General features: G+C 75.0%; 12 protein-coding genes. 6 read left to right on the forward strand and 6 right to left on the reverse strand.

Features of this window, described 5'->3' with window-relative positions; translation table 11 throughout:
• Positions 1-3: 3 nt before the first annotated feature.
• From AB0O40_RS06475 to AB0O40_RS06490, 4 genes are all read right to left on the reverse strand, one after another.
• Positions 4-912 carry an alpha/beta hydrolase gene (locus tag AB0O40_RS06475; protein ID WP_365036269.1) on the reverse strand — a complete coding sequence of 303 codons (909 nt, stop codon included), beginning with the start codon at positions 910-912 and terminating at the stop codon, positions 4-6.
• Between the two features lie 144 nt (positions 913-1056).
• Positions 1057-1653 carry a TetR/AcrR family transcriptional regulator gene (locus AB0O40_RS06480; protein WP_365036271.1) on the reverse strand — a complete coding sequence of 199 codons (597 nt, stop codon included), beginning with the start codon at positions 1651-1653 and terminating at the stop codon, positions 1057-1059.
• 91 nt (positions 1654-1744) lie between these two features.
• Entirely contained in the window at positions 1745-2224 is a 480-nt protein-coding gene (locus AB0O40_RS06485; RefSeq protein ID WP_365036273.1) for a hypothetical protein, read from the reverse strand.
• Positions 2212-2778 carry an RNA polymerase sigma factor gene (locus AB0O40_RS06490; protein WP_365036275.1) on the reverse strand — a complete coding sequence of 189 codons (567 nt, stop codon included), beginning with the start codon at positions 2776-2778 and terminating at the stop codon, positions 2212-2214. The genes AB0O40_RS06485 and AB0O40_RS06490 overlap by 13 nt, the downstream gene beginning before the upstream one ends.
• A gap of 168 nt (positions 2779-2946) precedes the next feature.
• Here AB0O40_RS06490 and AB0O40_RS06495 point away from each other — a divergent pair, with 168 nt between their 5' ends.
• Positions 2947-4452, forward strand: a complete 1506-nt coding sequence (locus tag AB0O40_RS06495; protein WP_365036277.1) for a carboxylesterase family protein — start codon at positions 2947-2949, stop codon at positions 4450-4452.
• Between the two features lie 347 nt (positions 4453-4799).
• Positions 4800-5336, forward strand: a complete 537-nt coding sequence (locus AB0O40_RS06500) for an RNA polymerase sigma factor (RefSeq protein ID WP_365036279.1) — start codon at positions 4800-4802, stop codon at positions 5334-5336.
• 3 nt (positions 5337-5339) lie between these two features.
• Here AB0O40_RS06500 and AB0O40_RS06505 read toward each other — a convergent pair whose 3' ends face one another.
• Positions 5340-5834 (reverse strand): hypothetical protein, encoded by a 495-nt coding sequence (locus AB0O40_RS06505; protein ID WP_365036281.1) that lies wholly within the window; start codon positions 5832-5834, stop codon positions 5340-5342.
• Between the two features lie 229 nt (positions 5835-6063).
• Here AB0O40_RS06505 and AB0O40_RS06510 point away from each other — a divergent pair, with 229 nt between their 5' ends.
• From AB0O40_RS06510 to AB0O40_RS06520, 3 genes are all read left to right on the forward strand, one after another.
• Positions 6064-7575, forward strand: coding sequence for an AMP-binding protein (locus AB0O40_RS06510; protein ID WP_365036283.1), 1512 nt, complete (start codon positions 6064-6066; stop codon positions 7573-7575).
• A gap of 122 nt (positions 7576-7697) precedes the next feature.
• The gene (locus AB0O40_RS06515; protein WP_365036285.1) at positions 7698-8369 is read left to right on the forward strand and encodes a 4'-phosphopantetheinyl transferase superfamily protein; all 672 of its coding nucleotides are present in this window, start codon (positions 7698-7700) and stop codon (positions 8367-8369) included.
• A 190-nt stretch (positions 8370-8559) separates the two neighbouring features.
• A complete protein-coding gene (locus AB0O40_RS06520) occupies positions 8560-9822 on the forward strand; it encodes a 3-deoxy-7-phosphoheptulonate synthase (RefSeq protein ID WP_365036287.1) in 1263 nt (420 codons plus the stop codon).
• 86 nt (positions 9823-9908) lie between these two features.
• On the opposite strand, the gene AB0O40_RS06525 is transcribed toward AB0O40_RS06520, so the two are convergent.
• The gene (locus AB0O40_RS06525; protein WP_365036289.1) at positions 9909-12152 is read right to left on the reverse strand and encodes an MMPL family transporter; all 2244 of its coding nucleotides are present in this window, start codon (positions 12150-12152) and stop codon (positions 9909-9911) included.
• Between the two features lie 212 nt (positions 12153-12364).
• On the opposite strand from AB0O40_RS06525, the gene AB0O40_RS06530 reads away from it, so the two are divergent.
• Positions 12365-13252 (forward strand): alpha/beta hydrolase, encoded by an 888-nt coding sequence (locus AB0O40_RS06530; protein ID WP_365036291.1) that lies wholly within the window; start codon positions 12365-12367, stop codon positions 13250-13252.
• Positions 13253-13354 lie beyond the last annotated feature (102 nt).

Below are 13354 nucleotides of genomic sequence, written 5' to 3' on the forward strand. Positions count from 1 at the left end.
GGCTCAGAGGGTGGCGAGGAAGGTGCGGACGGCTGCTTCGAAGGCTTCGGGGGCGGCGTGCTGGACGAAGTGGTCGGTGTCGACGGGGACGTAGGTGGTGCGGGGGCGGCGGGTGACCATCTGCTGGGCCTGGGCGGCGGGGAGGGCCTGGCTGCGCAGGCCGTGGATCAGCAGGGCGGGGCAGTCGGTGGCGAGCCACTGCTGCCAGTGGTCGCCGTGGACCAGGGTCTCGGAGTCGACGGTGTCCTGGGGGTGGAAGGGCAGCCGCCAGCCGCTGCCGTCGGCCAGCGGGCGAGGGGTGACGGGGCCGACCGCGGCGGCGAGCGGGCCGCAGACCGCGTCCAGCTGCTCGCGGGTGGGGGCGGTGTAGGGGAAGCCCAGCACGAAGGAGAGCGGGCTCGGGCCGCCTTCGGGGAGGTCGGCGGCGGTGTCCACGTCGATCAGGGCCTCGACCAGCTCCGGGCGCCGGGCCGCCAGGTGGGAGGCGTTGATCGCGCCGAGGGAGTGGCCGAGGAGGACCGCGCGGTCGATGCCGAGGTGGGCGAGGAGGGCTTCGAGGTCGGCGAGGTAGCCGGCGCGGGTGTACTCCGGGGCGCGGTCGGAGTCGCCGTGGCCGCGCTGGTCGGGGGCGATGACCCGCCAGTCGGGGCCGAGGGCGGCGGCCAGGGCGGCGAAGGAGGCGCCCTCGGAGAGGTGGCCGTGCAGGGCGACCAGGGGGCGGCCGGTGCCGCCGAAGTCCAGGTAGGAGAGGGCGCGTCCGTCGATGGTCAGGGTGGCGCGGGTGGCGGTCCGGAGCGCGGCGGCGGCCGCCTGCGTCGGCTGAGCGGTCTCGGCGGTCCGGGCGGCCTGAGGGGTCTCGGTGGCCTGAGTGGTCTCGGCGATCACGGTCGTCTCGGCGGTCTGCGTGGTCATGTCGGTGCTCCCTCGGTCGTGGCGGGCCGGTCGGTCTCGGCCTTGCCTGCGAGATCGACTATACGCACGTCTATGACGGTTGTTCAATACGCTTGTTCCATACGACTGTATGGATTCTGCGGGCGCCCGGCCCGCCCGCTCGGCTCATCCGGCCGGCCACGCCGTGAGGGCGGTGTCGGCGATGCGGTCCAGGTCGGCGCGGGTGGCGCCGTCGCAGGCCTGCTGGTTCATGCCCTGGACGACGGCGGCGTAGAAGGTGGCGAGGGCGTCCGGGTCGGCGGTCGCCGGGAGGGTGGTGTCGGCGCGGATGACCTCGGCCATCGCGGACCTGGTCCGCTCCCGCAGCGCCCGCAGCTCGTCCTTGACGTCCTGGGAGGCCGGCCCGCAGTTGGTGGCGGCGGTGATGACCAGGCAGCCCGGCGGGTGCCCCGGGTCGGTGAAGTCCACCGCCACGTGGCGCAGCAGCCGTTCGATCGCCGTGCGGGCGTCGGGCCCCTCGATCGGGGTGCCGTACGTGTCGAGGTAGAGCGCCACGGCCTCGCCGAAGAGCCGTCGCTTGTCGCCGAAGGCGGCGTACAGGCTCGGGGGGTTGATGCCCATCGCCTTGGTGAGGGAGGCGATGGAGGTCGTCTCGTAGCCGTGGGTCCAGAACTCGCGGAGCGCGACGGCCAGGGCCCGGTCGCGGTCGAAGGCGCGGCGGCCCTTGGCCGGCTTGGCGGGGTCGGGGGTCGTGGTGGTCACGGGCGCAGGGTACCGGGATCGCTGTAGCGGTCGCTAAAGGAGGCCGGCGGCCTCCGGGGAGGGGGAGGGCGCCGGCCGGCGGGCCCGCGGGTCAGCGGATGCGCATCAGGGTGCGCGTGTGGGCGCGGGAGATCATGCGCAGGGCACGGGTGCGGCCCAGGGCGCGCAGCGGGGTCAGCAGCCGGGGCAGGCGGGTGCCGCGCAGGCCGCCGAGGACGGCGAAGCGGGTCCCGGAGCCTTCCGGGGTGGCGGCCATGGCCCCGATGACGTGCCGGCTCTGCATCAGGCACCAGCCCGGTTGCAGCAGGACGTCGAAGCGGGCCCGGTGGCCGAGGTGGCTCTCGGCCCAGGCGCTGTCGCCGCGGCCCGGCTCCATGGTGAAGGAGCGCAGGGTGGGGACCAGGTGCGGGAGTTCGCCCTCCAGGTCGCTCGCGACCTGCCACAGCTCGGTGGCGGGGACCTCGAGGTACTGCTCCGCGTACATCACGGCGTCCGTCGCGGCGGCCATGACCCGCAGCCGCTGGACGGGGTTGAGTTCGGCGGTCGGCCAGCCGGTGGTCATCGCGTCCATGCCTTCCGAAAGCTGTTGCGGGCGCGGTGCAGGCGTGACTTCACCGTGCCACAGGAGATGTTGAGGAGCCGGCTCGCCGAGCGTTCGTCGAGGCCTTCGAGTTCGCGCAGCGTCAGGACGGCCCGGTGCTCCGAGGACAGCCGGCGCAGGACGTCGTGGACGTCCGAGGCGAGTTCGGTGCTGCGCGGGCCGGGGAGTTCGTCGAAGAACTCGGCGACCGGGGTCTCGCGGCGGCTCCGGCGGGCCACCTTGAGGGCTTCGCGGACCGTGATGGTGCGCACCCAGGCGTACAGGGCGGTGGGGTCCTTGAGCTTGGGCAGGCCCTGGAAGACGGCGATGAGGGATTCCTGGACGGCGTCGGCGCTGTCGCCGAGGGCGATGGGGCGGCACAGCCGGCTGACGTAGGGCGTCAGCAGGTTGAGCAGGTCGTTGACGGCCATGACGTCGCCGGACTGGGCGGCCGTGACCAGGGGGGCCACGGCCGCCCATGGATCGGGTTCCACCGGTCGGACCGTCGGCTCGTGGTGCGCGATGCCCGTGTCGGCTGCCGTCATGCGCGTCTGCCCTCCCTCGGTTCACGTCGCTGCGTCACAGGGTCAGAGGGACGAAAGGGCCAGGACACTCCCCCGGTCGTTCATTTCCTCGCAACGAATTCCGGCGGCGAGGGAGTGCGGCGGGGCCGGCGGCGCTCTTCCCGGGTGCCGGCGACATGGAGGAGGGGCATGGACGGGGCCGTCGAGGTGCGGGTCGGACAGGGTCTGGTGCGGGGGCGGCAGGAGCACGGGGTGGCGGTCTTCCGCGGCATCCCGTACGCGCGGCCGCCGTTCGGGCGGCTGCGGTTCGCCGCCCCCGAGCCGGCCGAGCCGTGGGAGGGGGTGCGGCCGGCGCTCTCGTACGGCCCGCCGCCGCCGCAGTACGACCGGATGAGCCCGCCGCCGGCCGGGGCGCGGGACGAGGCGGAGCCGGACTGCCTGACGCTCAACGTGTGGTCCCCCGACGTGGCGGCCGGCGGGCTGCCGGTGATGGTGTGGTTCCACGGCGGCGCCTACGTCTTCGGGCAGGCCGGTGACCCGGTGTACGAGGGCGCGGCGCCGGCCCGGGCGGGGGTCGTGGTGGTGACCTTCAACTACCGGGTGGGGGTGGAGGGCTTCGCCCAGCTCGCCGGCGCCCCGGCCAACCGGGGGCTGCTGGACCAGGTCGCGGCACTGCAGTGGGTGCGGCGCAACGCGGCGGCGTTCGGCGGGGACCCGGACCGGGTGACGGTCTTCGGCGAGTCGGCGGGGGCGGGGTCGATCGCGGCGCTGCTGGCGGTGCCGGCGGCGGCGGGGTTGCTGCGGCGGGTGGTGGCGCAGAGCGTGCCGGGCTCGTACTTCACCCCGGAGCTGGCCGGGGACGTGGCCCGGGCGATCGGGGCGCGGCTCGGGTCGGGGGCGAGCGCCGCGCAGCTGCGCCGGGTGGATCCCCGGGTGCTGGTGCGGGCCGCGGACGAGGTCTTCGACCGGCGGGCGGCGCGGGCGCGGTGGGGGGTGGTGGGGGCGGCGGAGACGGTGTTCTCGCCGGTGGTGGACGGGGAGGTGATGACGTGCACGCCCTGGGAGGCGGTGGCGGCGGGCCGGGCCCGGGAGCTGGACCTGCTGCTCGGTCACAACCGGGACGAATACCGGCTGTTCATGGCCAAGCGGGGTGAGTTCGGGACGGTGGACCAGGAGCGGGCAGCGTGGGCGCTGGAGGCGTTCGGGCCGGGCGGGGCCCGGGGTGCGCGGGCCTACCGGGAGGCGCATCCGGGGGCCGGGGCGGAGGAGGTGTACGAGCAGGTGATGTCGGACTGGCTGTGCCGGGTGCCGACGGTGCAGCTGCTGGAGGCCCAGTGCGCGGCGGGCGGTGCGGCGTACGCGTACGAGCTGCGGTGGCCGGCTCCCGTCTTCGGGGGGCGGCTGGGGGCCTGTCACGGGCTGGACGTGCCGCTGGTGTTCGGGACGCTGGGCGCGCCGCTGGCGCGGGCGATGCTGGGTGAGCGGCCGCCGCCCGAGGCGGTGGCGCTGTCGGCGCGGATGCGGGCGGCGTGGGTGGGCTTCGCGGCCTCGGGGCGGCCGGGCTGGGCGCAGTACCGGGTGCCCGGGCGGTCGACGAAGGTGTTCGACGCGGTGGACTCGGTGGCCGCCGACCCTCTGGGGGCCTCCCGGCGGGTGTGGGAAGGGTGGCCTTTCGGCGTGCTCGATCTGCTTTAGGGGCTTGTGTGCACGGCGGTGCGCACCCTTGTCGACGGGCCGTCGAATATGCCCGCGAGAAACCGGTCGACCAGCCGGTTCTCACATAGTGGAAGGGCAATTGAGCGCGGGTCAGATTCATCGGCTGGTGTTAGGGTGGCCGGGTGTTGTCGGGGTCTGAGTTGGGCGCGACGGGGGTTGACAGCCCAACTCCACCCCTCCCGGGAAAGGCAGGACCGGGGAGGGGACCCGAATATGGCGACAGGAGCGGTTTCGGCGTTTCCGGAATTCCTTGATGCATTTTAAAACCGAATAAGTTCGGCGCCGTCCCCGTCCGGTGAGTTGGGCCATCGGACAAGGGGGGCACAGTGACTGAAACCGACGCTGCGCGGGTGAGCGGCTGGGACTTGGCGGAGCTGACCCGGCTCGTGGAGGGCGCGCAACGCGGCGATGCGCTGGCCATGGACGAACTGCTGGGGCTCATCGCCCCGTACGTCGGGCGCATCTGCGGGCCGGTGGCCCTCCAGGACGGGGCCGACGCCGCGCAGGAGGCCCTGATCTCGGTGTTCCGCAACCTCCACCAGCTCAAGACCCCCGCCGCGTTCCTGGGCTGGGTACGGGCCATCGCCGTGCGCGAGGCGGTCAAGTTCGCCAAGCAGCGTCAGCGGCAGTCCGCCACGCCCGCGGAGTGGGAGGACCGGCCCGGCATCGAGGACGTCGAGCTCTCCTCGGACATCGCCGACGTGATGCGCAGACTCGCCCCCGAGCACCGGGCGGTGCTGACCCTGCGGCATGTCGACGGCCTCGACGAACAGGAGGTGGCAGGGGTGTTGTCGGTGCCCGTGGGGACGGTCAGGTCGCGGCTGTTCCGGGCCCGGCGGTCCTTCCGCAGCGCCTGGGAGTGAGGCTCACTCCGGGAGCGCGCGGGCCAGCACCCGCTCCTGGAGGCGGTCGAAGTAGCCCCCGATCCGCTGCTCCGCGCGCAGGGCGCGGACCCGGTCGAGGCTCTGGCCGCCGGGGAAGCGCAGGCTGCTGAAGAACGCGAAGCGGGTGCCGCCGCCCTCGGCGACGGCCGCCATTCCGCTGGCGAGGACCTTGCTCTGCATCAGGCACCAGCCCGGGCGCAGCACCACGTCGAAATTCTCGCGGTGGCCGAGGGCGGAGAGCGCCTGCCCGGTGAACCGCTCCCCGCCGGCGCCGGTGAGCGTGAAGGATTTCAGCCCGGGGACTATCAGCGGGAGTTCGTTTTCCAGGTCCGAAGCCACGGCCCACAGGCGGGTGACCGGTTCGTCGAAAAGGCGTTCCGCGTAATTTGCGTTCTTCGTGGCGGAGGCGATGACCTTCAGGCGCCGCACCGGGTCGAGTTCGACCGTCGGCCAGTGGCTGCTGCGCGGACCCGTCATCGGCCACCGCTCCTCTTTGTCCTGTGTGCGGGCGAGACTCGCACCATACCCGCACCCGGTCAAGACACAACGGAATAGGCCGGCGCGCGGGTCCGCGGGCGGCTCCCTTGCCGGGGTGCGCGCAGAAAGGACGCCTCCCGAGGGAGTGTGCCGGCCGGGTCCGCTCTCTCTTCCTGTGACGAGTCCTTTCGACGAGCAGGTTCTGCGCTGTACTAGGGGAGCGAACGGCATGTGGCTTACTCAGTTGCTGGAGCGGAACCGCCAGTGCTCCGGCGGGCGCCTCGCGCTCGCCGACGCCCGGCGGACGCTGACCTGGGAGCAGTTGGCCGCCCGGGTCGAGGCGCTGGCCGGGTACCTGGGGACGCACGGGGTGCGGCGCGGGGACCGGGTGGCCGTCCTGTCGCGGGACCGGGCCGAGGTGGTGGAGACGTACTTCGCGCTGGGGCACCTGGGCGCGGTGTTCGTCCCGGTGGACCCGGGCTTGGTCGCCGGTGAGGTCGCGGAGATCGTCGCGCACGCCAAGGTGACCGGACTCGTCGGCGAGGCGGACCTGCTGGAGCGGGCCGGCGGGGCCGGGGCCGGGGTCTGGCGGCTGGCCTTCGAGGACGCGCCCTTCACCGCGGCCGCCGGCCCGGACGCGGCGGGCGCCGACGGGGGCGCCGGGGAGCCGCAGGTGCGCTCCGACGACCCGCTGGCCATCCTCTACACCTCGGCGACCGGCGGCCACCCCAAGGGCGTGGTGGTCGACCACCGTTCGGTCAAGGACATCTCGCTGGGCTGGCTGGCCGCGACCGCCCCGCCGGCCGGCACGGTCCTGGTGACCTCCGGGCCGCTCTTCCACGGCACCGTGGTGCTGGCCCTCGCCCACCTGGCCGCGGGGGCCGCGCTGGTGGTGGCCGGGTCCCGGCCCGCCGACGTCCTGGCGGCCGCCGAGCGGCACCGGGCGACGCACCTGTGGCTGGTCCCGGAGCGGCTGCGGGCGCTGGTGGACCACCTGGCCGCGCACCCGGGCGAGCGCCTGGCGCCGTCCGTGACGGAGGTCCTGTACGGGGCGGCGCCGCTGCCCGTCGAGCTGTACGCGCGGGCCGCCCGGGCGCTGGGGTGCGGCTTCCGCCAGGTGTACGGCCTGACCGAGGCCGGCGGTCCGATCGTCACCCTCGGCCCGGCCGAACACCCGGACCCGGCGGGGGAGCTGCCCGAGGCGCTGCCGGCGGGCCGGGTGATCCCCGGGATGTCGCTGCGCATCGGCGACGCGGAGGGCCGGCCGCTGCCCGCCGGGCACACCGGGGAGATCCTGGTGCGCGGGGACGGGCGGATGCGCGGCTACTGGCGCGACCCGGCGGCCACCGCCGCGGCCTCGGTCCGGGGCTGGCTGCGCACCGGCGACCTGGGCCGGCTGGACGAGGAGGGCCGGCTGCACCTGGTGGACCGGCTCACCGACCTGATCATCCGGGGCGGCCGCAACGTCTACCCGGCGGAGATCGAGCGGGTGCTGCGCCGGCACCCGGCCGTGGCCGACGCGGCCGTGGTGGCGGTCCCGGACGCCGAGGAGGGCGAAGTGCCCCTGGCCCTGGTGGTCCTGGAGGCCGACGCGGCCGGCGGGGCCGGCGGGGCCGGCGAACTGCTGGGGTACCTCTTCGAGCGGATGGCCGCGTACAAGGTCCCCGCGGACCTCCAGGTCATCGACGAACTCCCGCGCAACTCCACCGGGAAGGTGCAGCGCCGGCTCCTCACCGCCTGACCCGGCGCGGGTGCGCCCGCCGCCGTCCACATGCGTTCCGCGCCATCGCACCGCGTCCGCCGGGCACCGCCGTGCCGGGGGCGCCCAGATCCGGGAATCGGGGAAGAAGAGCCGTGCATTCGATGGGAACCCTGCTGCCGCTGCCGCGCGCCCTGGCGCACTTCCGGCCCCGCGTCCCGGGGCTCGGCTTCGCGGTCGCCTCCGTCCACGAGGGACCGCCGCCTGCGGTGCGGGCGGCCGAGCGCGAGCTGGCCGAGGGCATGGAGCCGTACCGGCGGGCGGACTTCCTGATCGGGCGCAGCGCGCTGCACCGGGCGCTGCGCGCGGCCGGGCTGAACGCCGGGGCGGTGCTGTTCGACGGGCCCCGGCCGCGGCTGCCGGCCGGGATCGCCGCCTCGATCAGCCACTCCGACGGGGTGGCGGTCGCGGTGGCCGGCCCCGCGGGGCGGTTCCGGTCCGTGGGCGTGGACCTCGAGCTGACCGAACTGCCGGCGGCCGCCGCGCACCTGGTGCTGGCCGGCCCCGAGGCCGGGCTGCTCCGGGGGCCCGCCGGTCCGCGGGCCGCCGGCGAGCGGCTGCGGGTCCTGTACTCGGCCAAGGAGGCGGCGTTCAAGGCCCTGAGCCCGGTGCTGGGACCCGAGCTGCGGGGCCTGCGGGACCTGCGGTTGCAGCCGTGGGCGGACGGGTACCTCGCCCACGCCGAGCAGCGGCCCGGACTGCGGGTGCCGGTGAGCGTACGGCGGCTGCCGCAGGGCGTGCTGTGCTGGGCCGTGCTGGCGGGCCCGGACGCGTGAACGCGGCCGGATAGTCGCGCGCGTCGCCCGCGCCGCGCCCCTCCTTCTGCCCTTCTGTCCCTTTGCCCTTCTGTCGCTCCGCCCTGCTCTCCCTCCCCCGTCCGTCCTCGGACCTTTGACGATCCTTCATGCCCGGGTGCCGGTCGGCGCCCGGGCCGTTCCCGTCCCACCTCACGGAGGTCATCCCGTCATGCACGCACCACCCCTGCCCGCACCGCCCTCCGCCGCCCCGGCGCGGCCGGCCGACTGGCTGCCCTCGGACTGGCGGCTGCGGGCCGCCGCCCAGCAGCCCGAGTGGCCGGATGCGGCGCTGCTGCGCCGGGTCCGGGCGCGACTGGCCGGCACCGCCCCGCTGGTCTCCCCCGCCGAGGTGCAGGAGCTGCGGCAGGCCCTGGCCCGGGCCGCGCACGCGGAGGCCTTCGTCGTCCAGCTCGGCGACTGCGCGGAGACCTTCGAGACGCCCGAGTTCGCGGGTACCGCCGCCCGAGTGGACCTGCTGCACGCCACCGCCCGGACCATCGGGGCCGCCCTGCACCGGCCGGTGCTGCCGATCGGCCGGATCGCCGGACAGTACGCCAAGCCCCGGTCCTCCCCCACCGAGCGGGTCGGCGACCTCCTGCTGCCCTCCTTCCGCGGGCACCTGGTCAACGACCCGGCACCCGATCCGGCGGCCCGGGTACCGGACGCGATGCGCCTGCTGCGCGGCCACGCACACGCCCGGGAGGTGCTGGCCCTGCTGCGGGAGCTGGCCGACTCGGGGATGGCCATGCGGGACGCGCCGGCCGGCGCCCCCGCCGTGTGGACCAGCCACGAGGCGCTGCTGCTGGACTACGAGGAGCCGCTGGTGCGCCGGGACCCGCTGACCGGGTCCTGGTACCTGACCTCCACCCACCTGCCCTGGATCGGGGCCCGGACCTGCGAACCGGACGGCGCGCACGTGCGGTTCCTGGCGGGGGTGGCGAACCCGGTGGGCGTGAAGGTCGGCCCGGACACCGGCCCGGAGCACCTGGCCGAGCTGTGCGCCCGGCTGGACCCGGACCACCAGCCCGGCCGGCTGGTGCTGATCTCCCGGATGGGCGCGGCGAAGGTGCGCGAACTGCTGCCCCCGCTGGTGGAGAAGGTCGCGGCGCTCGGGCACCCGGTGGTGTGGGTGTGCGATCCCGTGCACGGCAACACGTACACCAGCGGCACCGGGCACAAGACGCGGCACGTGGACGTGCTGGGGGAGGAGCTGACCGGCTTCTTCGCCGCCGTACGGGCGGCCCGCGGCTGGCCGGGCGGCATCCACCTGGAGGCCACCGCGGCCGATGTCACCGAGTGCGTGGGCGGCTCCCCCGAGGTGCGCGAGGGGGACCTGCCGCTGCGTTACGAGACGGCCTGCGACCCGCGGTTGAACGGCGCGCAGACCGCGCAGCTGGCGGAGCTGGTGGCGCGGCTGTGCGCGGCGCAGTGAGGCCGCTGCCGCCCGGGCGCTGACGCGCGAAGGCCGCCGGACCCTCCTCGGGTCCGGCGGCCTTCGCGTGCGTGCGGTCCGGCCGGTCAGGGGCGGCCGGCGGGGACGGGGCGCCGCAGCTCGGCGGCGGGCGCCGGCGCGGGCTCGGGGGCGGCCTCGGTGAAGCCGGCCGGCAGCCAGGACAGCCAGCGGGGCACCCACCAGTTCCACTCGCCGAGCAGCTTCATCACGGCGGGCAGCAGCACCACCCGGATCAGGGTGGCGTCGACGAGGACGGCGGTGGCCATGCCGACGCCGGACTCCTTCATGGACAGCTGGGGCAGCATCCCGAACACCCCGGCCACCGCCACCATCACGACGGCCGCGCCGGTGATCGCCCCGGCGGTGCCCTTGATGCCGTCCTCGATCGCCCGGGCGGTGCTCAGGCCCCGGTCGTGGCCCTCGCGGATCCGGCTGACGACGAAGACGTGGTAGTCCATCGAGAGGCCGAAGAGGAAGACGAACATGAACAGCGGCACCCAGGAGGCGATGCCGCCGGTGCTGGTGAAGCCGAGCAGCCCCTCGCCCCAGCCGCGCTGGAAGACCAGGACCACGATGCCGTACGCGGCGCCCACCGACAGAAGGTTGAGGACCAGGGTGACCGCGGCCACCACCAGCGAGCGGAACGAGAGCAGCATCACCGCGAAGGTGAAGACCAGGACGAAGCCGGCCACCCAGGGCGTGGCACCGGACAGGTGGGCGTTGGTGTCGACGGAGGAGGCGGTGGTGCCGCCGACCGCCACCTCGGCGCCGGGCAGCCGGCCCAGGGTCGCGGGCAGCACCTCCTCGCGCAGGGTGCGCAGGGCCGCCACGGAGGCGTCGTCGGTGCCGGTGCCGGCCAGGCCCACGGTGGCCACGCCGACCCCGCCGTCGCCCGAGCGGCGGAAGGTGACCGGGCCGGCCAGGCCCGGGGTGTGCGCGACGGCGGTGCGCAGCTCCTCGAGCGCGGCGCGGCCGGCGGGCCCGTCCAGGCCCTCGGCGCGCACCACGGCCTTGGCGGGGGTGGAGGAGCCGGGGAAGGCCTGCTGGATCCGCTCGTAGGTGCGCAGCACGGGCAGGCTGCCGGCCGGCAGGTCGCTCACGCCGGGGTCGGAGGTGTGCAGGGTGAACGCCGGTACGACCAGGGCGCCGAGGGCTCCCGCGCACAGCACCAGGGAGAGGACGGGGCGGCGCAGCACGGTGCCCAGGGCGGCGCCCCAGAGCCGGCCGCCGGCCGGGCGCTCGCGGCCGGCGCGGCGCAGGAAGGGCACCCGGCCCTTCTCGATGCGGTCGCCCAGCAGGGAGAGCAGGGCCGGCAGGACGGTCACCGAGCCGAGGACGGCGACGGCCACGACGATGATGGTGGCGGTGGCCATGCCGAGGAAGATGCCGTTGCCGGAGAGGTAGAGGCCGGCCAGGGAGACCATGACGGTGAGGCCGGAGACCACGACCGACCGGCCGGAGGTGGCGGCCGCGGCGGCGACGGCGGCCCGGGCGTCGTGGCCCAGGGCGCGCTCCTCGCGGAAGCGGCGGATGTAGAAGAGCGAGTAGTCCACGCCGACGGCGATGCCGATCAGCGACATGACGGAGCCGCCGTTCTGGTCGATGTGCACGACCTGGCTGGCCAGGACCAGCAGGCCGCCGGCCGCGACCACGCTGGTGAGCGCGAGGACCACCGGCAGCAGGGCGGCGACCAGGGCGCCGAAGGCGACGAAGAGGATGCCGAGGGTCACCGGGAAGGAGACCAGCTCGGCGTTGGAGTAGTCGGTGTGCAGCTTCTCCTCGTACGTGTGGGCGAAAGAGGCCTCGCCGAACTGCTCGGCGGTGATGCCGGGGTGGGCCCGGCCGGCGGCGGCGACGGCGTCGAGGACCGGCTGGACCTCCTCCTTGGCCTTCACGGCGTCACCGGCCATGTCGAACTGGACCAGCGCCGCGTGCCCGTCCGCGGCGACGGCGCCGCGGCCGGCCGGGTCCAGGGGCGAGACGACGTCGCGGACCTTGCCGGTGGCGTCCAGGCGCCGCACCACATCGGTGAGGGCGGCGGCGAAGGCGGGCGAGCCGGCCTTCTCGTGTGCGGACCGCACCAGCACCACTTCGTGGGCGGGCAGGTCCAGGCCGACGTCCTCCAGGATGCGCTCCGCCCGGCGGGCCTCGCCGTTGGTCAACTCGGCCGGGGTGGGCGACTGCTGGGTGAGGACGGAGCCGGCGAGGGTGGCGACGACGACGAACGCCAGCCACAGCAGCACCGCCGCCCATCGGTGGGTGGCGCTCCAGCGTCCGGCGGCTTCGGCGAAGCCTCGCCTGCGTGTCACGGTCTTCTCCTGACGACGGGGGTGCGTGGGGTGTCCGGCCTTCGGGGCCGGTTGCGGAGGGTCAGGAGGGGGCGGCGCCGCGAAATGTTCCCCCGGGGTCCGAGATTTTCCGGGCGGCCCGGAATCCCGGCTTCGACCTCTGCGGAACGTTTGGTGCGCGCGGCCCCTCCTGACCTGGCGACCGATTCGAGAACCACTCCCCGGGAGCCGTCATGGAGAGCCGCACACCGCCGATGCCCGAGCTGGAAGGCGTCCGCCACACCTATGCCGACGTGCGGGGGGTGCGGCTGCACATCGCGGAGGCGGGCGAGGGGGAGCCGTTGCTGCTGCTGCACGGCTTCCCGCAGCACTGGTACGGCTGGCGGCGGCTGATCCCGCTGCTGGCCGGGGAGTACCGGCTGATCTGTCCGGACCTGCGGGGCTTCGGCTGGTCCCAGGCGCCGGCCGGGGGCTACGACACCGACAGCCGGGTGGCGGACGTGCTCGCCCTGATGGACGTGCTGGGGGTGGAGCGGGCCGGGCTGCTCGGGCACGACTGGGGCGCCTGGACCGGCTTCCACGCCGCCCTGAAGGCGCCGGAGCGCTTCACCGGCTTCCTGTCGCTGAACATGCTGCACCCCTGGCCGCTGCACCGCCGCCTGATGCCGCAGTCCTGGCGCTTCTGGTACACCGCGCTGCTGGAGCAGCCGCTGCTGGGCCGCTGGGTGCTGCGCAACCGGCCCGGGTTCACCCGCTACCTGATGCGCAGGGGCGTGGTGCAGCAGGCGGTGTGGGAGCCGGCCGCGATGGCGGAGTTCGTGCGCTCGAGCCGGGAGCCGGACCGGGCGCGGGCCGGGGAGGCGCTGCACCGGGCCTTCGCGCTGCGGGACATCGCCCGGCTGCTGCTGGGCTCCTTCAAGAAGCACCGGCTGCGCGTGCCGACGGTGATCCTGGCGGGCGAGCAGGACTTCATGCTGCCGCCGGGCGTGCTGGCGGGCGGCGAACGGCACGCGGACGACCTGCGGGTCGAGGTGGTCGACGGCTGCGGGCACTACGTGCACGAGGAGCGGCCCGACCTGGTGGCCAAGGCCGCCCGGGAGCTGTTCGGCCGGGCCCGGTAGGGCGGCGCGGGGCCGGCCCGGCGCCCGGACGGGGCGGGCGCCGGGCCGGATCCAGGTCCTCCGGAAAATTTCTCGAAGTCCGGTGGAGTGTCCCGGCCCGGT

It is taken from the genome of Streptomyces sp. NPDC089919, assembly GCF_040684615.1.
GTDB lineage: Bacteria > Actinomycetota > Actinomycetes > Streptomycetales > Streptomycetaceae > Streptomyces.